Raw genomic sequence first — 21,727 nt, forward strand, 5'->3', positions numbered from 1 at the left:
CCATAGGTTTGTCCTCCTTTTGCTTTTGGGAATTCGTTTTGTCTGGTAACTTAACGATCTCCCATAAGGAGGACTTTTTCAATATCAAAATTCATTAACTAAAAACCGTTTTTGGACAAGAGTGATTCAATCATTTACATTATTAGTTCTCAATCAAAAGCATGTCGGGTTATTAACCCGATCTACCTGCTGACACCTTCAAGGCTTCAGCATTTTTAAAAGGCAACAGCCTGACAAAATGGCAAGCAATTCAAGCACGGAATAAGAGTTTAAAAAAACTCTGTGATCTCCGTGTCCTCCGTGGTGAAAACAGATATTGTATTTGAGAGCGAGACAGTGACACTCGCGAATGGCAGAGTTTTTGTATTATTGATTTTTTTTAAGGTAAGCTATTGTTGCGCCCCAGCCTGAGTAACCAGGATCAAGAATGAACCTTGCTACAAGGGGATGTTTCTCTAAAAGGGAATGAACGATCCTCCTTAATACACCCTTTCCCTTGCCGTGGATAATGCGTACTTCATATATCTCTTTTTCCACGCAGGCATGTATGTATTCATCCACCACATCAGCGGCATCCTTTGGTGAAAAGGTGTGGAGGTCTATTACGCCTTCTATGGGGAGTTCGATTATATCGTCATTTTCAATGTTATCGTTATCATCCATGTTATTCAAGCACCTCGTTTATTCTGTAAAAATATTTCATTCCACGGGTAGGGGCACAGAGCTCTGTGCCCTCATGGGCACGCTGCGCCGTGCCCCTACAGGGCGTTGTGTAAATAATTCTAAAATGTCTACACATCAAAAACAGGGGCGAAAAAATTATCGCCCCTATAAAGTGTGTTCTACTTTCTTGATCTGTACAGCCTCAAACTGTTCGAAACAACAGTAATGCTGCTCATGGCCATTGCCAGCGCTGCCAGTATGGGATGAAGCTGCCGCAGAAAGATGGGTAAAAATTCAAGCGGGTACAAGGCCCCTGCTGCAACAGGTATTAGCGCCACATTATAAAAGAAGGCCCAGAAGAGGTTCTGTTTAATAACACCCATTGTCTGCCTGCTTACCTTAAGGCCCATCTGTTTCAACCCTGATACTGCATCTTTCGCCTCCGGTTTTATTGTATCAGAGATGGTCACGCCAGTCTTTAACAGGATACCCTTCTTCGCACCCTTTCCTCTGCTGATATCCCCATCATAAATAACCAGTAGTTAAGTTAATGAGGAGGAAGTTATAAATAGAATTAATAAAGCTAATCAATGTGGCAGGGCCATAATTGGACGCTTTTTATTAAGCAGGCTAAATCAATGTCTTTTGGATCGTCTATAAACAGAATCAGGCGATTATATCCAGAATAGTACCCAGCATCTGATCCTTTGTTTTGATAACAGAGAGGTTTGCCTCAAACCCCTTTTGATCTACCATCATATCCGGGATCTCCTCGGCCAGTTCCACGTTTGAGTGCTGAGGTACTGTAATAGTGTCAGTACCGGACATTGCAAGCAGTTCACTTTCAAGTCCGACCTTGCTTATCTCCACCATTACATCTCCATTTTCACCTTCCAGATAGGCGGCGCGGCTTTTTAAAAAATTCTCTGAGCCTGCATTGGCTATATTGTTGGCCTTTACATTAATGCCTGTTACATAGGCATTAAGGGCAGATATGGTGTTACCTATTGAAGAAATCATTTTTGCCTCCTTTTATAACCGAAGGGATTGCACCTGGTTATCCCAAATGAGTTGCCTTCATTATCATATCGACAAAATATTTGTCTTTCTTGAAAATTTTATTAATACAATCTGTTTTCTGGCCGTATTTTACAGGAACCAGCTGTTTTTCTTCATGGTTTTAGAAAGAAATCTTTTTACAAAAGGCAATAATATATGGTACTTAATTAAAAAAAGAGAGCTATCCTCCGGGTTCAGGCGATAATAGAATGAAAAAAGGCAACAGATGGGATGATCACTATACAAAAAGGGCAAAGGAGGAAAACTGGCTTGCCCGTTCAGTGTACAAGCTTGAAGAGATTGACAGTAAGCAGCGCCTGATTAAAACGGGCGCGCGAGTAATGGACCTTGGTTGTTATCCTGGTTCATGGTCACAGTATATACTTGAGAGGGTGGGGAAAAATGGCGAGGTTATAGGCCTTGATATAGAAATCCCCAAAAAAATCTCGGCACCCAATTTCAGGTTCATAAGGGGCGATGCCCTTAATACAGACCCGGAGGCGCTTTTTAAGGAGACAGGCGAGATGGATCTCCTTTTGAGTGATATGGCGCCAAGTACGACCGGTAATAATACCACTGATTGCGCCCGATCCCTTGAGCTTTCAAACAGGGCCCTTGATATAGCAGTAAGGCTCCTCAAAAAGGATCATGATTTTTTGTGCAAGGTCTTTGAAGGAGAGGATTTTAAATATTTTAAAGAGAGAGTTTCAGAATATTTCGGGCAGGTAAGGCTTATAAGGCCATTGGCCGTAAGAAAAAGAAGCCGTGAAATTTATCTGCTCGGGATAAAAAGGTTATAATAACAGTCTATTTAGGAGGCAACTGATGTCCGGACATTCAAAATGGAGTACAATTAAACATAAAAAGGGCGCGGCTGATGCAAAGAGGGGAAGGATATTTACCCGTCTTATCAAGGAAATTACCGTGGCCGCCAGGATGGGGGGCGGTGACCCAGACAGTAACCCCAGGCTGAGATCAGCAGTCCTTGCTGCCAAGGCGGAAAACATGCCCAAGGATAATATAGAAAGGGCGATCAAGAAAGGCACAGGGGAGCTTGAGGGTGTAAATTATGAAGAGATGACATACGAGGGGTATGGCCCCGGCGGTGTTGCTATGCTTGTTGCATGTCTTACAGACAATAAAAACCGGACTGTTGCTGAAGTAAAATATATATTTGACCGTCATGGCGGTAGCCTGGGTGAGCCTGGGTGCGTTGCATGGAAGTTTGATAAAAAGGGCATTATCTGTTTTGACAAGGATAAGGCAGAAGAGGAAAAGCTTATGGAGATCGCCCTTGATGCAGGGGCAGAGGATGTTAAGGAAGAGGATGATGGCTTTGAGGTTTTAACCGCTCCGAACGATTTTGAAACGGTTAAAAAGGCATTTGATGACGCCAAGTTGGAATACAGCAGCGCTGAGATAAGCATGATCCCCCAGATGACAGTAAGGCTTGAGGGTAAAAAGGCGGAACAGATGATCAATCTGATGGAGGCCCTTGAAGAGAACGACGATGTTAACAATGTGTATGCCAACTTTGATATCCCGGATGAGGTCATGGAGGCAATAGGCTGATGCTGGTGCTGGGGGTTGATCCCGGCTCTATAACTACCGGATACGGCATTGTAAGGAAAAATAATAACCTTTTTACCTGCATCACATCAGGGGCAATTGAGTCATCCGGCGATGTGCCATTTTACGACCGGATCTTTAAGATATTTGAGAAGATGGTCGAGCTTATGGAGCTTTATAAACCGGATGAAATGGCCATAGAGGATGTGTTTTTTGCAAAGAATGTTAAAAGCAGTCTGAAGCTTGGCCATGCAAGGGGAGCTGCGCTTATCGCGGCTGTTAAGTGTAACGTAAAGATATATGAATACACCCCGCTTGAGATAAAACAATCGGTTGTAGGTTATGGCAGGGCAACAAAGGAGCAGGTCAGTTCAATGGTAAGGATGATCCTTAACCTCCCCTCAATCAAGAGGGCCGACACCACTGATGCCCTTGCAGCGGCAATATGCCACCTTAACTGGACAAGATATGAGAAGAAGATATGATCGCTCACCTGAAAGGCTCTCTGTTAACCAAGGCAACCGACTCTGTTGTTATAGATATTAACGGGGTAGGCTATGAGGTTTTTGTCCCCCTTTCCACCTTTTATACACTGCCTGATGAACAGGGCAATGAGATAAGCCTCCAAATACACACCCATGTAAGAGAGGATGCATTTCTGCTTTATGGTTTTAAGACTATTATTGAAAAAAGGATATTCAGACTACTCATTTCTGTTTCAGGTATAGGGCCAAAACTTGGCCTCAATATCCTTTCAGGTATAGGGCCTGATGCACTGTTAACAGCCATCGCACAGGGTGATGTGGTAAAGCTGCAGTCTATCCCCGGAGTCGGGAAAAAGACCGCTGAGAGGATCGCGCTTGAACTCAAGGACAAGGCAAGGCTGATCAGGCCTGATACTGATGATATGCCACCAATAAAGGTTGCCTCCCATGAAGATAGATTGCTCAGGGATGATGCCATCTCAGCCCTTGTAAACCTGGGTTACACCCTTAAGGCCGCTGAAAAGGCGGTTGATAAGGCATTAACCGGGCCTGGTGAAAAGAGGCTTGAATTTATTATCACAGAGGCGCTAAGGGTGCTTGTCTGATAATTACCTTATGGATTAACATGGACACAGATGATCAAAGAATAATAGACCCTGAACTGCATGATGATGAGATACCTGCGGAGACCAGTCTCAGACCCACCTGTTTTGAGGAATACATAGGCCAGACCGAGGTAAAGAGGAATCTGAAGGTCTTTATTGAGGCGGCAAAGGCGCGTTCAGATGCCCTTGATCATGTGCTGTTTCACGGTTCCCCCGGTCTTGGTAAGACCTCTCTTGCAAATGTAATAGCCATTGAACTTGGTGTGAATTTCATCAGCACATCCGGCCCTGTGATAGAGAGGCCCGGTGACCTTGCTGCCATACTTACAAGTCTCCAGCCAAGGGATGTGCTCTTTATAGATGAGATACACCGGCTCAACCATGTTGTGGAGGAGATACTCTACCCTGCAATGGAGGATTTCCAGCTTGACCTTATTATAGGCCAGGGGCCATCAGCCCGCACCATGAAGATCCCGCTTAAACCCTTTACCCTTGTGGGTGCTACAACCCGCACAGGGCTTTTAACACCCCCATTAAGGGATAGGTTCGGGGTGATACAGCGCGTTGAGTTTTATACTGATGAGGAGCTTAAAAAGATTGTCACAAGGTCTGCCTCAATCCTTGATATCCCTATCCAGGATGACGGCGCAATGGAGATAGCAAGAAGATCAAGGGGCACACCAAGGGTGGCTAACCGCATATTGAGACGGGTGAGGGATTTTGCCCAGATTGATGGTGATGGTGTGATAACAAAAAAGATATCCATGCACGCCCTTAACATGCTTGATGTGGATGAGCTTGGCCTTGACAAGATGGACAGGAGCATCATGCTTACCATAATCAACAACTATGATGGTGGCCCCATAGGGCTTGACACCCTTGCAGCGGCTGTGTGTGAAGAAAAGGACACAATAGAGGATGTGTATGAGCCCTTCCTTATACAGAAGGGCTTTATAAAGAGGACACCCAGGGGAAGAGTAGCTACAAGACCCGCCTACAGCCATTTCAAACTGGAATATAAAGGCGATAAGGAAGAAGCGCAGAAAAGGCTTTTTTAGGTAGAAAGAGAGGACTTTTCCTATGTTTGAAATGGAGGTCAACCCGGAAAAAATAGAAAGGGCAGACCTTGTTGTGGGTATCCCCTCCTGTAATGAGGCAGACACCATTGCCTACCCCACCCTTCAGGTGAGTATCGGGCTAAAAAAATATTTCGCTGACAAAAAGGCGGTTATTATCAACTGTGACAATAATTCCCCTGACAATACAAAAAAGACATTTTTAACGGCCCCTACTGATGTCCCGAAGATATATCTCTCAACCCCCCCAGGGGTTCAGGGTAAAGGTAACAATTTATTTAACCTTTTCAGGAAGGTAAAAGAGCTCCGGGCAGAAGCAGTGCTGGTGGTGGATGCGGACCTTAAAAGCATAACACCCGAATGGATCAAATGCATGGGAGAGCCGCTGTTTAAAGGGTTTTCTTTTGTTACCCCTCTCTATGCAAGGCACAAGTATGACGGCACCATTACAAACAGCATTGCATATCCCCTTTCAAGGGCGCTCTATGGAAAAAGGGTGCGCCAGCCCATTGGCGGGGATTTTGGATTCAGCGGAGACCTGGCCAGGATTTACCTTGAAACCGATATCCGGAATGACGCAGTTACAGGTTTCGGGATAGATATCTGGATGAGCACTATTGCCATGAACCAGCAGATCAGACTATGCCAGTCTTTTATAGGCAGGCCCAAGGAGCACAGAAACAAAGACCTGTTTGAAACCATTTACCCGATGTTCAGGCAGGAGGTTGGGACAATATTTTCACTGATTAAAAGGCTGCATCATAACTGGTACAGGGTGAAAAACAGTAAGCCTACTGCCATACACGGTTTTGGTTCATGGGAAACCGAGTTTCCCCCAAAGGTGGATATAGACACTGTAAGCCTGTTCAACTGTTTCCATGACGGGTTCAGGGAATATGATGAGGTGTGGAAAAAGAGACTCTCTTCGGATATCTTCGGAAAGCTTTATGAAATAAGGGAGATGACCATAAATGATTTTACCTTCCCGGTAGAGCTCTGGGCAAGGACACTGTATGACTGGGCAGTTGCATACAGGGATGCGGATAATCCTGACCGGTTGATGGATGCACTTGTCCCCCTATACTTTGCCAAGACATTATCATTTATCAGGAAGACCGAAAAGATGACAACACAGCAGACAGAGGCGGCCATAGAGGAGGAGTGCATGGTTTTTGAATCTGTAAAACCCTATCTTGCAGGGAAGTGGGGGAAGAAAATATAAGGGCGCAGGGCACAAGGCGCAGGGTGAAAAACAAAAAAGATAAGAAGACACATCCATCGTCGAATAAAGATATAACAGAACAAAAAGCTTAGGGCGCAGGGCGAATATATTTAAAGGCATTAACCTTTTAACTTGTTAACCTGTTCTCTTGAACCTTAAGTTTGAATCTTGAATCTTCAACCTTGCACCCTGCGCCTTGAGCCCTGTGCCTGTTGGCCACCCCTGTCATCATCCACATCCACAAACCTGATGCCCATTTCCTTACCTGACAAAAACGAATCTCACATCCATCACATTTGTATTGGTTGGCCCTGTAATGAGCAGATCCCCTGTCTTTTTGAGGTAATGGTATGAATCATTACTGGCAAGGTATTCTGAAGCCCTGATCCCTGCCTTCTCTCCTCTTCTCAAGGTGAGGGGATCAACTATTCCCCCTGCTGCATCTGTGGGGCCGTCATTACCGTCTGTCCCCCCGCTTAAAATAACAACCCTTTCAGCCATGTCATAGATATCGATTGCTGCTGCAAGGCAGAACTCCTGGTTTCTGCCCCCCTTTCCATTTCCTCTGATGGTTACTGTTGTCTCTCCACCTGAAATGATGCAGCATGGAGGCGCAATGGGCCTGCCTCTCTTTATGGCCTCACGGGCTATTGCGGTATGCACACAAGCAACATCCCTTGTTTCGCCCTCGATCATGGATGAGAGAATCAGGGTGTTATATCCGAGCCTCCGGGCCTCTCTTTCAGCCACCTCAAGGGCAATCATGTTGCTGCCAATAATAAGGTTAAAGACCCTAGTAAAAATCACATCACCTTGTTTTGGGGTCTCCTCTATTTCTTTATCCAGCCCGGCCTTCAGGTGATCACGGATGGATGAAGGGATAATATCATTAAGCCTGTATTTTATAATTATACCTAAGGCATCTTTAAAGGTGCTTTTATCCGGGACAAAGGGGCCTGATGCTATTACATCCATTTTATCCCCGACAACATCCGAAAGCATGAGGTTGATGGTTGTGGCAGGATAGGCAGCCCTTGCCATCTGGCCGCCCTTGGTTGCAGATATGTGTTTTCTTATGCAGTTTATCTCATCAATGCCTGCGCCGCAGTCCAGCAGCATTTGAGTGATTTTCTGTTTATGTTCAAGGGTAATGCCCTCCACTGGAAGAGGCAAAAGGGCAGAACCCCCTCCTGAAATAATGGAAAAGACAAGGTCCCTCTCCCCCGCCTTCATAATGATATCCATTATCCTTTTTGTCCCTGCGCGGCCTTTTTCATCAGGTACAGGGTGCCCTGCCTCTATTATACCGGTGTATAACAGCTCCCTGGTGAACCCATATTTAACAACAATCAAACCCTCTGTAATCCTGTTGCCAAGCAACTCTTCAAGGGCAGCGGCCATAGGTGCTCCGGCCTTTCCCCCTCCCACAAGAAATATCCTGTCAAATTTATTAAGATCAAAGCCATGTCTTTCCCCATTAGCCACAACAGTAAGGATATTACCTGAAAGGGTCAGCGCCCTCTTTATTGCATCATAGGGGTTAACGCTATCGATTGCAGCCTTAAAGCATTGTAATGCCTCTGATCTCATCTGTTTCAATATATTGTAATCTCTCTTTTCCATAAAAGTCCTGTAAATGAAGTGAGCAAATGATGAAAAAATTGAAAATAACTAATCCCTTGACAACCAATTATGATTTCCATAGGTTAAAAAATAATAAAAGGTTATCTTTATTATATCAACAAATTAATTTCATAAACTTTTTAATCCTCTCAGATGATCTCCGGCAAGTATTGGAGCCATTTTTTTGAGGGGGGGTACAAAATCTGATTTTTGTTTTTTCTGTATAAACAATCTGTTGGTTTATGTAGTTTACTGTAGCTTTTAAACCGGTCACACATCAATATTTATCAGATTCACGGATGAGGAGGTAATTAGCATGGGGACATTCTTTTCTCATTACAGCGCCATAGAGATCTTTTTTATTATATGTGCTGTTGTAGGCGGCTTTTTTGTCATCATAAAATTTATTATGCAGTTTATAGGGATGGACAGTGATGGAGGTCATGATCTTAACATGGACAGCCATGATATAGATGCCCATCATTCCGATTCGGATGTGGGATTTCATATCCTCTCCCTTCACGGGATCACCTCCTTTTTAATGATGTTCGGGCTTGTCGGTCTTGCGATGTACAGGCAAAGCAGTATGGGGATTGTTATGTCCCTTGTAGGCGCAGTTATTGCCGGTTGTGCCTCTGTGTGGATTATCGGCAAGATATTTATGCTTGCCAGTAAAATGAAGTCGAGCGGCACAATATCCATAGATAATACTGTTGGCGCTCAGGGTAAGGTCTATATGCACATACCTGAAAAGGGGTCAGGCAGGGTCCTTGTGACTGTAAATAACAGCCTCAGGGAGTATGATGCCACCTCAAATGATGGCAAAGCCCTTAATACAGGGACACCTGTAAGGGTTGTATGGGTAGATGGAAACCAACTGGTGGTTGAAAGAATATAATTTAAGATAAACGAAAAGGAGATTTAATATGGAACCGTGGATGCTTGCTATTATTGCTATTTTGATTCTTGTTTTTATGACGCTGATGTTTCTTGCATCACGTTATAAAAGATGCCCCTCTGATAAGATACTGGTAATTTTCGGTAAGGTCGGTGAAAACCAGTCAGCAGAGTGTATACATGGAGGAGGAACACTTGTATGGCCACTTATTCAGGATTATGCCTACATGGACCTGACCCCCATGACAATCAGCATTCCTTTGCAGAATGCCCTCTCTTTTCAGAATATCAGGATAAATGTGCCGAGCACATTTACGGTCGGTATAAGCACTGAGCCGGGCATAATGAACAATGCTGCAGAAAGACTCCTGAACCTGCCCCCTACTGATATAGAGGAGATGGCAAAGGAGATCATCTTTGGCCAGCTCAGGCTTACTGTTGCATCCCTTACAATAGAGCAGATCAATCAGGACAGGGAAAAGTTTCTGGAAGAGATAAGAACCAATGTCTCCCCTGAACTGAACAAAATAGGCTTATACCTGATCAACGTAAATATTACTGATATTACTGATGAGTCCACCTATATAGAAAGCATTGGTAAGAAGGCCGCAGCAGAAGCAATCAACCAGGCAAAGATCGATGTAGCTGTACAGGAAAAACATGGTGAGATTGGCCAGGCAGAGAATACAAAAGAGAGAGAAATCAGGGTTGCTGAAAATATTGCAGAGGCGGAAAAGGGAAAGAAAAAGGCGGATGCAGAGAGAAGGGTTTTTGTTCAGCAGCAGGAAACCAATGCAACAATTGGTGAGGCAGAGGCAAACAGGGAAAAGGAGATAAAGGTAGCTGAAAATGAGGCCGGGTCTGAAAAGGGCAAAAAAAAGGCAGAGGCTGAAAAGCGTATCTACGTGCAGCAGCAGGAGGCATCAGCAGTAGCAGGTGAAAATACTGCAAAGGCAGACATTGCGGAGTCTGAGGCCCTTCTTGCCATAAAAAAGGCTGATGCCTTTATGCGTGGGGAGGTGGCAAAGCGTGCTGCAGAAGAGGAGATACAGAAGGCACAGTACAGGGCAGAGGCAGAGAGGCTTAATGCCGCAGAGGTTGTACAGAAAGAGATAGAAAAGCGCAAGATAGAGATTGCCGCAGAGGCAGAGGCAGAAAGGATCAGACGTGAGGCAAAGGGTACTGCGGATGCAATACTCTTGAAATATGAGGCAGAGGCAAAGGGTATCAGGCAGGTGCTTGAAAGCAAGGCCGAGGGCTATTCAGAGCTGTTTAAAAGCTGCGACGGGGATGCTAAGGCCGCTGCAACCCTGCTCATGATCGAAAAACTGGAAAGCATGGTGGCCATGCAGGTAGAGGCCATAAAGAACCTCAAGATAGACAAGATTACTGTATGGGATTCGGGCGCAGATGGTAAAAATGGAAATACCACAGCCAATTTCCTGTCCGGTATGGTAAAAAGCCTCCCCCCGCTGCATGAAATAGCAGAGATGGCAGGGCTTGATCTGCCCAAATACCTGGGTGACCTGAAGACAGCAGAAGGAACCAAAAAGGCGGGTCAGCAGGAGAAAAAGTAGGGATTATGTAATGACTTGAAGGGGCACGCTGCAGCGTGCCCTTTTTTATTCAGAGTGATTAATGCCCATTTTCCCCTGCGCCTCTTTTCCCGTCATAGCTTTATGTGACGACGGATGTGCCCTGAGCCGTGAGCCTTTATTCCTTCTTTTCTCCTTGACAGAGCGGCCTCTCTTCCATATATTCCCAGCAATATTTTGAAAGAAGGATAATTTTATGTACAATGCAGGTGACTTAAGAAAGGGTTTAAAGATACAGATAGACGGTGATCCCTATATTATTACCGACTTTACATTTGCTAAACCCGGCAAGGGACAGGCCCTTTATAAATGCAAACTAAAAAATATGATTAATGGTACCAGCTTTGAACGCACCTACAGGTCAGGCGAGACATTTGAGCCTGCAATACTGGATGAGCGCAAGATGCAATATCTGTATAATCAGGAAGACGAATACTGCTTCATGGATGTTGCCAATTACGAGCAGGTCATACTCAATAGAGAACAGGTCGGGGAGGTTAAGAACTACCTGATTGATAACCTGGAAGTCTCTATCCTCTTTTTTGGTACCTTACCAATAGGCATCACACCGCCTAACTTTGTAAACCTGGTTGTCACCAGGTCAGACCCCTGGGTTAAAGGAGACACCTCAGCCGGTGACAGTAAGCCTGTAACCCTTGAGACAGGCTATGAGCTCAGGGTTCCCCCATTTGTGGAGGAGGGCACAAAGATACAGGTGGATACCCGTACAGGGGACTATGTAACAAGGGTCAAGGATTAGCTCTGCCATTGCCTGACAAATCCCGCCTTTTTATACGCTCAAGGGTAATACAATCCATACGAGAGTTTTTTATAAGCAGGGGTTATCTTGAAGTAGAGACCCCTGTTGTTATTCCTGCGCCTGCACCCGAGGCCAATATAGATGCCATTGCAGCATCAGGCCGATTTTTGCAGACATCACCCGAACTCTGCATGAAACGTCTTCTCGCTATGGGTTACAGTAGTATATTCCAGATATGCAAATGCTTCAGGAACGCTGAAAGGGGAGATAAGCATCTGCCTGAATTCACCATGCTTGAGTGGTATCAGGCTGATGCGGATTATATCTATCTTATGGATGAATGCGAGGCGATGATAAAGCATGTTACCAGCGCCCTGGACAAAGGACAGTTATTCTTTCAGGGAAAGGGTATTGATATCTCAGGCACATGGGAGAGGATAACCGTAAGAGATGCCTTTTTAAAATATACCGGGAGTTCGCCAGAGAAGGCGATTGAAGCCGGTAGCTTTGATGAAATCATGGTGACAGAGATAGAGCCTTCGCTTGATATGGGCAGGCCGGTTTTTCTATATGATTACCCTGCATCACAGGCGGCCCTTTCACGTACAAAGAAGGATGACCCGGGAGTGGCCGAGAGGTTTGAGCTATATATGGGTGGGCTTGAACTGGCAAACGCCTTTTCCGAGCTTATTGATGTGGCTGAGCAGAAAAAGAGGTTCCTGGAGGAGCTTCACAGCAGGGCGGAAAAAGGAAAAACCATATACCCCTTCCCGGACAAATTCATTAATGACCTTGAATTCATGCCCCCATCAGCCGGTATCGCATTCGGGATAGACAGGTTCATAATGCTCCTCACAGACAGCCCATCAATAGACGATGTGGTTGCATTCACCCCTGAAGGTTTATAGATATATAAGACTAAAACCTTTAGTTAAATTTATCTTTTTTTAATTTTTCTTCTCCTTTTTTATCTAATTATAATATATCCAACTGGAAATACGCAAAATCCCATCAGTATGAGAACAAAGTATCCAGTTGTTATATTATTGTTTACAATAATGGCTACATAATGCCCACTTATAAATCTGCTATATTGAGCGATCTTCATAATATATTGATATTATATATGAAATTCGTGTTTAGCCTTTCTGGCACGGTTTTAGCTATACCTATATGTAAACAAACAAAAAATAAAAGGAGAAAAAATGGACTCAATAAATAAAGATCAAAGCACAGTTTATGAAAATATTATTTCGCTATTGGACAGGTATCCCGGTCTGTTTTCATTGCTGCTTACACTGATTATTTTTGCCGGGTTTATCATATAACGCGAAAATATGGCAAAACAAAAGATGCTTTAGAAAATATTCATCAAAGGCTATAACCTGACAAGATGTGTGAAATTAAAAAGGTCGGCACCACGCGGGGTACCGGCCTATTTATCAGTTCTGCTTCAATTATCCGCCATGCCTTACATTTAAACAGCAGGTGTTCAGAAATGTAAGGCTAATATAACACCATATGTACGCGGTGGAAGGAAGGTTCCGGAGATTGTTCCAGTCCCCGGGGCATAATAGCTCGAATTAGTAGCATAAGTCAGGTTTGTCCATTTCAGGTTATTAAATACATTGTTGCTGTAGAGGGTTGCAGTCCATCTGCAACCATTGGGCACCCATTTGGTTGATGTGTAAGCAAAAGAAAGATCGAATGTCCAGTAATCAGGAGCACCAGGCATTACAAACTCATTGGCCGTGTCCTGTAGCAAGACCTGTTTACGGGCTTTGCCAGTATAAAAAACTGTTCCGGCCATAGACAAGAAATCTGTACCCAAATACCATGTGCGATTATATGTGGCATTACCCCTGAAGCCCCTGCCTCCAAACCTGTCTCCGCTTCTATCGTTATTATTTGAGGCAAGATAGGCCGAATCAACCCTGCCCCACAGTGGTTCAAAGTCTCTTAGCATTGCTGCAGCGACATTGTAGTTTTTATATCTGTTAATTGAGTATGCAGCGGTTGCGCTGATAGTGTCATTTGGGGAGAGCAGCCACATGACGTTCATGTTATATCCCTTCTGCTCAGCGCTTCCAATAGATATGGGCCCATACATATATTCCTCGTAATCAGCCTGAGTTACAGTGCTTCCGGTAAGGGGTACACACTGGCCTGGAGTGCCTGTTTCCCCATATCCTCCTTCTTCTACAGGCGCAGTCTGTGGAGTAATACATTTATAGGCTGTAACCCAGTCATTATAGTTCTTATAGTCATAGAGATATGCGGTTGCATTAACCTGAAGCCGGTTATTAAATAGTCTACTCTTTAACCCTGCTTCATATGCATTAAGCACTTCAGGCGGAATAGCACGCCCGTCCCTTGTAACATTAACTGTTTTGACACCTTTGGAAAACTGTATATAGGGCATAATATTTTCACTGGCGCTCCATGATACATTTGCCTTGTAGCTTGAGTAGTCATAGTCATAGGTATGGTATGCCCACATATCAGGATCGAGATACCTTGGGTAAACCAGATTATAATTATCTTCATCCCTGTAACCGGCGCCGTAAGTATAACCAATATAATCTTTGGTATCCCAGGTATGGCGGTAACCACCGGTAAAATTTATATTGGCAAAGGGCACCCATGATGCCTGACCAAACAGGGCCTTTTCTTTGAGGGTTATATCGTTATATGCATTTTCGTACAGATACACATTTGCCTTAACCTGATCATCCATGTACATGCCACCGATAATCCACTCAGTGCTGTCACCACCGGATACTGATGTTTTTGAGGCAAGACGGGCCTCCAGATTAAAACTGGAGGAATCTGTATATGAATCCGTTGCCACAAGAGATTGAACTGCTGCAGGCATAAGCATTACCTGGGTGTAATAAGGATCATTAGCACCACGAGTAGGGACGCGGTTTTGAATTAAATATGAGGTACCAGGTCCTCCACCTGTTGGAGGCCTTTTTGCCGGGGTAATAATACCTGTATTTGGGTCATATGTTTCTGCGGCAAAAAGTGTTCCTCCAACCACAGTGCCAACCGGGAACAGGCCAGGTGCAAAGTTTAATATCCATTTCTTATGTTCATTAAAATCACGGTAACCAGCCTGAATTGTAGCGTAAGCCCAGTCAAATTCATAGTCGTATGTGGCGCTGATTCCAAGGGAGTCATTGTTTGTGAATTGATCACGTAAATCAACATCACCTATCCACCATTTTACACCATATGGTGAGTATACTGCCCCGCCCCTTGCATATGGCTGAACGGATTGTGGAAGGTTTTGCCAGCCTGGATTTTCTACAATTTCAAGATCCCCAAAAACATCAAGATAAACACCGGTGGAAGAACCACCCTTATTTTTTGTTTTATCTGTGTCCACTGTAACATTAAGGGACTGCCTGTCAGTAGGTTCCCATCTCATTGATAAACGAATACCCCACATGTCCTGGGTGCTGAGATTTGCATCATCATAACCGTCACGTGTTATAGCACGTCCAGCCAGACGGAAAGCCAGCTTGTCATTAGCAGGGACATTCAGGGCAACCTCTGATCTTATTCGTCCGTAATTGCCGAATTCAAGCTGAACATTACCACCAAAACCGCCTACATCCGGCCTTTTACTGACCATGTTCATACTTCCAGCAGTAGAACCCCTGCCCTGAAGGGTTCCCTGAGGACCTTTCAGCATTTCAACACGCTCAAGGTCATAGAATTTACCTTCCAGAGAATTACTTCTTGTAAGCATAACACCATCAAGCTGAACGGCGACTGTTGTTTCAGCGGTGTTATTCCAGAAATTCGTTTCAACATCACGGATATTAATTCTCAGCATGCCGCTTGTACCTTCGATGTTAAGATCTGGCATCATTTTATCAAGTTCTTCTATCTGAGTGATGTTAAGGCGGGCCAGGTCATCCGGTCTGGCGACAGAAATATCCATTGGGATTTTTTGCAATTCAGCTTCTCTTTTTTCAGCGGTAACAACGATTTCTTCAAGTTGAAATTCGTCTGGGTCCTTTTTTTCATCTCTTGCAAGCACCGGGTTGTTTAAACATAACAACAGAGACACAAGGTAAATAATCAGTAGACAATTAAACCAATTTTTACATGTTAACTTCCTTTTGCTGCACATAAACTCCCTCCTGAACGTTAAATTTGTTGAAAAATTTAAAACGACAAACCCTGTACAATCAGCATGTATTTCTTAAAGCCATTCTGTGCACAGGCCACAAACCACTTTTTTAAGAATTGGAGGAGAGGATTTGCCAATTCACCTTTTTGGCTGAGGTTTGTGGTTTGTGGCCTGTATACAGAAGAAGCTGTTCTTTGGTACAAGTTTGCAGCACTGTATAATTTGATCTTATTTCTAATGAATAATGGATAGGTTATTTATTGTAAACATCATAAATAATACAATTAGATTACAATATATTATTGTACTTAAATAAAGGTGTTTTACTGGGGAAAGGGGTATAATCCCAGTTTACAGGAGAGGTCAATAGGTATAAGCATTCAGCAGATTGTTTAAAAAGTAAAAAATCTGAAATATAAATAGAAAATTTTAATAATAGTAAATTCAATATGATAAGAACATATGACATGCTTTTTAACCATAGGGTGGTTACACACAGACCGAACAAACCAGCGAATCGGAGGGGGGGAGGTTACCAATTCATTGATTAAAACATTGATTTACGGTCTGTGTGCAATGCGGAATCTGCCGCATTTTTACCCTGAAAAGTACAAATACGAATGTTCGACAGCAAAAAACCGTAAGCAGTATAACATTTCGTATGCAGCCATTAATATTTTTTTATTGTAAGATTGTAAACTTCAGAAAAACATCAGTAAAAATACAATATAAAATTGTACTTTCAGCGTTTTAAGGTTTTTACTGGAGAGACAGAAGGTATGTCCTGAGATTAGAGTTCTTATCCAACCCAAGTTTTTTCCTAAGGTTTGCCCTGTGGGCAACAACAGTTCTTTCGGTTGTATGCAGCGTATCAGCGATCTCCTTTGAGGTCTTCCCCTGTTTTACAAGATTACCCACCTGAAGCTCCCTGGGTGTAACATGCATATAACGTGATGTAAGCTTCTGGGCAAATGGGGAGGTTATCTCCTGAAGCCCGGACTCAAGTACCTCAAGGTAGTTCTTCTGATTATCGTTCAGGGGGCCTGACTTCAGCCGGTTGATATAGGGAATCACCAGCTCCTTCACATTAAGAAGTATTTTTTCACTGGTCTCCTCCTTGTCCTTTTCCCTTCTGTCAAGGAGGATCTTGAGCGCAGTATTAAGCTCTTCAAGGTTTTTTGTTTTGACCTGCAGGTCTTCATTGGCCTTTGCTATCTCATGGGTTCGTTCAATAACACGCTGCTCAAGTTCATCATGGGCCTTTTTCAGAGCCTCTTCCATTTTTCTCCGCTGGGTGATATCGCGGGCAATACTTGTGACCTCTAACAGGTAACCTTTGCTATCATAATGAAAATTACTTGTCCAGAGCAGATGGCGTATCTCCCCTGTTTGGCTAACCTGCCTGTTTTCAAAGGTTGCGCTTTTCTCTTTTATTTTTACAGTTTCATCAATAATTGTCCTGGTATGAAGTTTGTCATCAGGGTGAATGCATTTGGAGATATGCATGCCAATTATATCACTGTGAGGCAGCCCGAATATCTTGTTTGCCATATGATTTGCAAAAGTAATACTCCCGGTATTATCCACCTTTATTATCAGGTCATCTGTCTCTTCCACAATCTCCTTGTAACGCTCCTCGCTCTTTCTAAGCTCCTCTTCCGCCAGTTTTGATTCTGAGATATCAATAACAGAGCCCAAAATAGCATCCTTGCCATTGTATTTACCCCTGGTTACAATGGCGCCACCCCAGAAGCTCTCACCATTTTTTTTAATACGAAGGATCTCAAATCGCTGCCGGTATCTTTCTCCCATCTCAAGGTAGGTATCCATTTTTGATTTTATTGTATTCCTGTCATCAGGATGTATGAGGATGTCAAAAGGTTGACCCAAAATCTCTTCTTTAGAATAACCATGCATTTCTGCCATTCGATCATTTACATAAATTAGTTTTTTGTCCTGACTCACAAAGATGCCGACAATAGGATTTTCTTCAAGTATCCTGAATTTTTGCTCACTTTCTCTCAGGGCATTTTCAGTCTTCTTCTGTTCAGAAATGTTCTGACAAATAATTGCAAACTGTCCATGTGTTGGCTGGTAGGCTGTTATTATAAAGTATCGTCCTGATTTTTGATTGAAAAAATCAAATGAGACAGGTTCTCCTGTAAGCGCCACCCTGCCATAGGTCTCTATCAGAAAAGGATCAATATCGGGTGCGATTTCAAGGGTAGTTTTCCCAAGCAGATCCTTTGCCCTGAACCCTGTCATCTCTTCAAACGCAGGATTAACATCAATGTAGCGGTAATCAACAGGTTTACCCCCTTTATCACAGATAATCTCGTGCAGGGCGCATCCATTGAGCATCTTGCTGAACATTGCACGATATCTGTTTTCACTATAAACAAGGGCCTTTTCGGTCTGCATGCTGTTTGTAATATTTCTAAAGAAGTGTACAGACCCTGAATAATGACCATCATTGTTAAAAATAGGGTCTGATATGGCCTGTAACCATTCCTCTCCATGCCGGAATTCAAGTTTTTCACGGGTATGACTTATCTTTGCCCGGACACACGGGCATTCAGAGCTGCTGTTTTCCTTGCAACCTGTGACCTCCCAGCAATATTTACCGGTTATCCCATTTTTTGATCTATTAAAAAGCGTCTCTGCTGCCCTGTTTGTGCGGAGTATACGTCGTTCACTGTTCAGTATCCATATAGCATCATTAACAGCATCAAAGGGGATTTTCCAGTCCTTTGCAGCATAAAAAGGGGACTCATCTATAACGCTGTTATTGCTGTCAAGCCTGTCCTGTTCCATAGTGTTACCCGATGTTTCTCCTTTTTGTAAGTCTTGTTTTTACTCCCAATCACAGGTGCCTAACTTTTTGGCCCTATTCTCTTTACCCTGACAACATATACATAACTTCAGGCATCCTGATCAAGCATATTATCCTGTGAAATATTTTTTGGAACTTTTATGTTTTTGGGGAGTCATACTCAAAAAAAGAGAAATTCAGTTTCATAATCCCTGCGATTTAATATTTAAAGTTGATTAATGAAACATTACATGATACTTAGACATTGCTTCATGAGAATAATTATTCTCTCAACATAGTTTTAAAGCAACACCCATTCAGGTTTAATAACCGCCATCAGATTTTCTTGATTTACAGTCTTTTGTAGAAGTTTGCTTGTTAAGGGTTTTTATTTATTCGGAGTAAAGAATGACTTATTCACAGGTAACGATTCACAGCGTCAATTCAGCAGGCCTTACTAAAATCAGACCAGGAGGAGTGGATATCCTGTTTCAAAAGGTAATATTTGCCTTTGTGCTTACCCTCTGTTTAATCTTTTTTCTATCTGACATCGTATGTGCCCAGGCGGGCTCAACCTATTACAATCCAAGGGATGCAGATTTTAAATTGCTGGGATTAAAAAGGGCAAAGGAGGGGTTTGAACTGGCAAAGGATGAACTCAATCGTAAAAAAACCCTGTTCGAAGAGGGGCAGATATCCCAGTCACAGTATGATGAGGTTAGAAAGATATACAACAGCGCAGAGGTAGATTATCAGCAGCAGCTCCTGGCAATCCTTTTTGAAAACCAGTATGTAACCATAAATAATGCGGTCAAGTACACCAGTGCATCAGGGGAAAAGATAGTACGTATTACATTGAATAACAGCTCAAGCGGCAGCGCTGAACTTAAGAAACTTGTCTCCTTTGATGAACAGATATTCAATGCCCTGGAACCGGATGTCATTAATAATATATATGTCTCAATAATTAATGATGAAGGGGCGATCATCAGTCAGCCCTATGAGCATAAGATAGAAAGGCTACCGGCGAACCAGCCAAAAGAGCTGAGCTTCACCCTGCTGCAGGATCTTGATGTCGTTACTGTCTACCTGCTTTATGGGAATGGTAAAACAGAGGCGAAAAAGAAGATATATCTAAAAAAAGATGCAACCATAAACAAGGTTGATATAAAATCAGATCAATTTTCACAGGAGGTGGAGCTGGGTAAATCCTCCTCATATGACCTCAGCCTTGAACTCTTCAGCGGCAAGAACGATACATTCAAGCTTGAGGTGGTGAACCTGCCGAGCCAGATAAACCGCTATTTTTTAAACTTTGGGAGTGAGACACGCCTTAGTTTATTTAAATTCACAGAAAGCACAAGCACCCAGAAGGTATCCTTAAAGGTATTCCTGCCTGACCGCGCCAGTGACTCCATTGTTATAGGGCAATCCATCAAATTCTATGTGCTGGCTATTCCCCAGAACCGTGTGGATGAGATAAAACCGGATTTCTCAAAACAGTACAGCGAAGAAGAGCTGATCAACATGAATGTCGGTTTTATAAAACTTGACCTTGTACCCAGGGGCACAGGGGAACTGCTGGTAAAGGCGCAGCAGCTCTTCTTTTCCATAAACCCCGGTGATGCTGTGCAGGTGCCGGTTGACCTTGTAAACAAGGGGACAAGGGGGCTTGACAATGTGCAGATAGATGTGGACCTGCCCCTTAACTGGTCCCATTCCATTGAACCAAAGACCATTGCGCATCTTAAGGTATCAGAAGAAAAGAGGGCCATAATCACCATTACACCTGGTGAGGATGTTGCTGCCGGGCGTTATGAGATAAGGGTAACTACAAAGTCATTATCTGATGAGCAGCCCATAACAGGAGAGGATAAGACCATTAATGTTGAGATAAAGCCGGAAACCAACCTGTGGGGCATATCAATAATAATATTGCTTATCCTTGGCCTTGTAGGCGGGATGGTTGTATTCGGGATAAAGCTATCGAGACGTTAAAGGTTTTATTATGTCGTGCAATTATCCATCATATTGATGCGTTACCGGAAGGGCACGATGCGTCGTGCCCCTACGGTCTGATAGAAAAGCAATTATCCGCTATCACCATGTATTATAGTAGGGGAACGCCGCAGCGTGCCCGAATGGAAAGGCTGGAGGGGAGATTTAAGAGGGGTAAGACAGTAAAGGGTATAGCCTGGAAATATATAATATCCCGATGTGATCTGTAGGGGCACAGCACCTGTGCCCGCAGTGTTGACAGGATAACAATATTTTCGATCGGGCATAAAGCCCAACCCTACAAAGAACAGGGAAAACAAAGCATGGGGTTTTGCTTCCTATGTTGTTGAATTAAGATTAAGCCGAAATGCCTGTGTGGTTTCCTTAATTCAACAACAAAAGGGCTTACACCCGCCTTATAACATTAGATACAAAAAAGGAGGCTTACACCAATGACAGAATCAATTAATTCCTTATCAGAAAATCAGGTAGTCCTTGAGGCAGATAAACTCACCAAGCGTTATGAGGATGGGGTGCTGGCCCTTGATGCGCTCTCATTTACCATAAAGAGTTCAGAGATATATGCCATGCTTGGGGCGAACGGGGCAGGTAAGACCACTACCATAAATCTCTTTCTTAACTTTATAGAGCCCACATCCGGTGAAGCAAGGGTTATGGGGATAGTTACCCACAAGGAACCACTACTCGCCAAAGAAAAGCTCGCCTTTGTGTCAGAGAATGTTATGCTCTACCAGAATTTTACCGCCATACAGAACCTGGACTATTTTGCAAAACTGGGCGGAAAGAAAAACTACACAAGGGATGACTACCGTGATGTACTCTTAAGGGTTGGTTTACAGGAAGAGGCACATAATAAACGCCTTAAGGGTTTTTCAAAGGGCATGCGCCAGAAATGCGGTATAGCAATAGCCATACTGAAGGACGCACCGGCCATACTTCTGGATGAACCCACATCAGGCCTTGACCCGAAGGCAGGCTATGAGTTTATACAACTGCTGGATAACCTGCGGAGCGAAGGCAAATCCATATTAATGTCCACCCATGACATATTCCGGGCACGTGAGATATCAGATACAGTAGGGATAATGAACCAGGGCAAACTCGTGATGCAGGCAGGAAGGGATGAGCTGACTGACAAAGACCTTGAGCAGCTTTACATGAAATACATGGCAGGGCATATGGAGGCAGCAGCATAGGT

At 43.6% G+C, this 21,727-nt stretch carries 17 protein-coding genes and 1 pseudogene; 12 read left to right on the plus strand and 6 right to left on the minus strand.

What is annotated here, in order from left to right; genetic code table 11:
* Positions 1-366 precede the first annotated feature (366 nt).
* From GX654_11700 to GX654_11710, 3 genes and pseudogenes are all read right to left on the minus strand, one after another.
* A complete protein-coding gene (locus GX654_11700) occupies positions 367-645 on the minus strand; it encodes a Smr/MutS family protein (GenBank protein ID NLD37522.1) in 279 nt (92 codons plus the stop codon).
* Positions 646-842: 197 nt separating this feature from the next.
* Positions 843-1,067: pseudogene (locus GX654_11705) on the minus strand (hypothetical protein).
* Positions 1,068-1,329: 262 nt separating this feature from the next.
* Positions 1,330-1,683: a hypothetical protein gene (locus tag GX654_11710; GenBank protein ID NLD37523.1), complete on the minus strand. Its 354-nt coding sequence runs from the start codon at positions 1,681-1,683 to the stop codon at positions 1,330-1,332.
* Between the two features lie 248 nt (positions 1,684-1,931).
* Here GX654_11710 and GX654_11715 point away from each other — a divergent pair, with 248 nt between their 5' ends.
* Genes GX654_11715 through GX654_11740 form a run of 6 tightly spaced genes read left to right on the plus strand, consistent with a single transcriptional unit; the run spans position 1,932 to position 6,679 of the window.
* Positions 1,932-2,522: an RlmE family RNA methyltransferase gene (locus tag GX654_11715; GenBank protein NLD37524.1), complete on the plus strand. Its 591-nt coding sequence runs from the start codon at positions 1,932-1,934 to the stop codon at positions 2,520-2,522.
* Positions 2,523-2,547: 25 nt separating this feature from the next.
* Positions 2,548-3,294 (plus strand): YebC/PmpR family DNA-binding transcriptional regulator, encoded by a 747-nt coding sequence (locus tag GX654_11720; GenBank protein NLD37525.1) that lies wholly within the window; start codon positions 2,548-2,550, stop codon positions 3,292-3,294.
* A complete protein-coding gene (gene ruvC, locus GX654_11725) occupies positions 3,294-3,776 on the plus strand; it encodes a crossover junction endodeoxyribonuclease RuvC (protein NLD37526.1) in 483 nt (160 codons plus the stop codon). Before GX654_11720 ends, ruvC begins: the two co-directional genes overlap by 1 nt.
* Complete coding sequence (gene ruvA, locus GX654_11730; GenBank protein NLD37527.1) at positions 3,773-4,381, plus strand: Holliday junction branch migration protein RuvA; 609 nt, start codon at positions 3,773-3,775, stop codon at positions 4,379-4,381. The genes ruvC and ruvA overlap by 4 nt, the downstream gene beginning before the upstream one ends.
* A 20-nt stretch (positions 4,382-4,401) precedes the next feature.
* Positions 4,402-5,439, plus strand: a complete 1,038-nt coding sequence (gene ruvB, locus GX654_11735) for a Holliday junction branch migration DNA helicase RuvB (protein NLD37528.1) — start codon at positions 4,402-4,404, stop codon at positions 5,437-5,439.
* 22 nt (positions 5,440-5,461) lie between these two features.
* Entirely contained in the window at positions 5,462-6,679 is a 1,218-nt protein-coding gene (locus GX654_11740; GenBank protein NLD37529.1) for a glycosyl transferase, read from the plus strand.
* 261 nt (positions 6,680-6,940) lie between these two features.
* Here the strand turns inward: GX654_11740 and GX654_11745 are convergent, their stop codons facing one another.
* A complete protein-coding gene (locus GX654_11745; protein NLD37530.1) occupies positions 6,941-8,302 on the minus strand; it encodes a glycerate kinase in 1,362 nt (453 codons plus the stop codon).
* Between the two features lie 316 nt (positions 8,303-8,618).
* Here GX654_11745 and GX654_11750 point away from each other — a divergent pair, with 316 nt between their 5' ends.
* The 4 genes from GX654_11750 to genX all read left to right on the plus strand — a co-directional run bounded on the left by GX654_11750 (position 8,619) and on the right by genX (position 12,462).
* Positions 8,619-9,200 carry a hypothetical protein gene (locus GX654_11750; protein NLD37531.1) on the plus strand — a complete coding sequence of 194 codons (582 nt, stop codon included), beginning with the start codon at positions 8,619-8,621 and terminating at the stop codon, positions 9,198-9,200.
* A 28-nt stretch (positions 9,201-9,228) separates the two neighbouring features.
* Positions 9,229-10,776 carry a flotillin family protein gene (locus tag GX654_11755; GenBank protein ID NLD37532.1) on the plus strand — a complete coding sequence of 516 codons (1,548 nt, stop codon included), beginning with the start codon at positions 9,229-9,231 and terminating at the stop codon, positions 10,774-10,776.
* A 214-nt stretch (positions 10,777-10,990) separates the two neighbouring features.
* Positions 10,991-11,554: an elongation factor P gene (gene efp, locus GX654_11760; protein ID NLD37533.1), complete on the plus strand. Its 564-nt coding sequence runs from the start codon at positions 10,991-10,993 to the stop codon at positions 11,552-11,554.
* 2 nt (positions 11,555-11,556) lie between these two features.
* Positions 11,557-12,462 (plus strand): EF-P lysine aminoacylase GenX, encoded by a 906-nt coding sequence (genX, locus tag GX654_11765; GenBank protein ID NLD37534.1) that lies wholly within the window; start codon positions 11,557-11,559, stop codon positions 12,460-12,462.
* A 584-nt stretch (positions 12,463-13,046) separates the two neighbouring features.
* Here the strand turns inward: genX and GX654_11770 are convergent.
* Entirely contained in the window at positions 13,047-15,698 is a 2,652-nt protein-coding gene (locus GX654_11770; protein NLD37535.1) for a TonB-dependent receptor, read from the minus strand.
* Between the two features lie 759 nt (positions 15,699-16,457).
* Positions 16,458-18,512, minus strand: a complete 2,055-nt coding sequence (locus tag GX654_11775; GenBank protein ID NLD37536.1) for a PAS domain S-box protein — start codon at positions 18,510-18,512, stop codon at positions 16,458-16,460.
* Positions 18,513-18,918: 406 nt separating this feature from the next.
* Between GX654_11775 and GX654_11780 the strand changes: the two genes are divergently transcribed.
* On the plus strand, positions 18,919-20,508 hold the full coding sequence (locus GX654_11780) for a hypothetical protein (GenBank protein ID NLD37537.1): 1,590 nt from the start codon (positions 18,919-18,921) through the stop codon (positions 20,506-20,508).
* A gap of 452 nt (positions 20,509-20,960) precedes the next feature.
* Complete coding sequence (locus GX654_11785) at positions 20,961-21,725, plus strand: ABC transporter ATP-binding protein (GenBank protein NLD37538.1); 765 nt, start codon at positions 20,961-20,963, stop codon at positions 21,723-21,725.
* The last annotated feature ends 2 nt before the right edge of the window (positions 21,726-21,727 follow it).

Origin of the sequence: Desulfatiglans sp. (genome assembly GCA_012513605.1) — a bacterium.
Lineage (GTDB): Bacteria > Desulfobacterota > DSM-4660 > Desulfatiglandales > HGW-15 > JAAZBV01.